Here is a 1,425-nt window from a genome sequence, read left to right as displayed (position 1 = left end):
AACTGAACCCCAAATGTTGGATAGTCATCTGACATTTGGAGGTGCAGTTTTATGAAGTTTAAGTATTCGCTCCAGTTCAAACTCGATGCCGTCAGGTATTATCTTGCCGGATTAGGTAGTCAAAAGCAGACGGCTAACAAGTTTTCTGTTGCTCACGTTCAACTTCGTAGGTGGATTGCCGCCTATCAACATCACGGGGAACAAGGACTACAGGTTGAACACAAGCGACATTACACCCCCGACTTTAAGCTTGCCGTCGTCAAGTTTGCACTTTCAAATCCACTGTCTTTTGCCGACGTCGCCGCCAAATTCAATATTCCCTCATATCTCACACCGGAACACTGGGTTAAGCTTTATCAGGAGAAAGGGGCCGAAGCCCTCAAACTGAATAAGCGTGGTCGCCGAATGTCTCAACATCCTAAAACTCCCCATGCCGACAAGTCACCTGATGAACTGACGCCCGAAGAAATGCGGGAGGAAATCGCGTTTTTACGTGCACAGAATGACTACATAAAAAAGTTGAGAGCCTTGATGCAACAAAACGATGCCCTAGCACGTCGGAAAGAGCAAAAATAGTCACGGCATTGAGGCAAGAACACCGTTTAGAGATCCTGCTGAAGGCCGGGGACCTGGCACGCAGTACGTATTATTATTGCTGTAAGAGCCAGCGAGCGCCGGATAAGTACAGTGAAGTTAAACAGCAGGTGATGGCGGTGTTTAACGAACATAAAGGCCGTTATGGCTATCGCCGCGTGACCTGCGTTATCCGAAGAATGGGATATTGTTTAAACCATAAAACCGTCCAGAAACTGATGGGCATGCTACAACTGAGATCAGCAGTACGTCGTAAAAGGTATCACTCGTACAAGGGAAATGTCGGGAAGGTAGCCCCTAATATCCTGCAGCGTGATTTTAGCGCGCAGCGGCCCAATCAAAAGTGGGTAACGGATGTAACGGAGTTCCGGGTGGGGGAGAAAAAGCTGTATTTATCCCCGGTCCTCGACTTGTACAACGGCGAAATCGTCGCTTATGAAGTTGCCCAAAAGCCGGTGTTTACGCTGGTTAAAACGATGTTGAACAAAGCGTTAAGCACACTGACAGCGGGAGAACGGCCCTTGCTACACAGTGACCAGGGTTGGCAATACCAGATGGCAGCTTATCAGCATGAGTTACGGAGTCATGGGATAGAACAGAGCATGTCCCGCAAGGGAAACTGTCTGGACAATGCAGTAATGGAAAACTTCTTCGGTCATCTGAAAGCGGAACTGTATTACTTACAACACTTTGATAATGTGGAGCAACTATCACAAGAGATAGTAAGCTACATTGATTATTACAATAATCGTCGCATCAAGCAGAAACTAAAAGGCCTGAGTCCCGTGGAATACAGAACGCAGGCCTTGAGTGCGACATAAATTTAAATCG

The 1,425-nt window shown here is 47.2% G+C and carries 1 protein-coding gene; it reads left to right on the top strand.

Features of this window, described 5'->3' with window-relative positions:
• Positions 1 to 51 precede the first annotated feature (51 nt).
• A protein-coding gene (locus BEI65_RS11250) for an IS3 family transposase (protein ID WP_232519077.1) occupies positions 52 to 1,415 on the top strand; the annotation gives its coding sequence in 2 pieces (ribosomal slippage) (positions 52 to 538 and positions 538 to 1,415; 1,365 coding nt in all).
• Positions 1,416 to 1,425 lie beyond the last annotated feature (10 nt).

This window comes from Serratia sp. BW106, assembly GCF_002607755.1.
Classification (GTDB): domain Bacteria; phylum Pseudomonadota; class Gammaproteobacteria; order Enterobacterales; family Enterobacteriaceae; genus Serratia; species Serratia proteamaculans.
The sequence above is the reverse complement of the archived record's forward strand: the minus strand, read 5'-3'. Positions and strand labels throughout refer to the sequence as shown.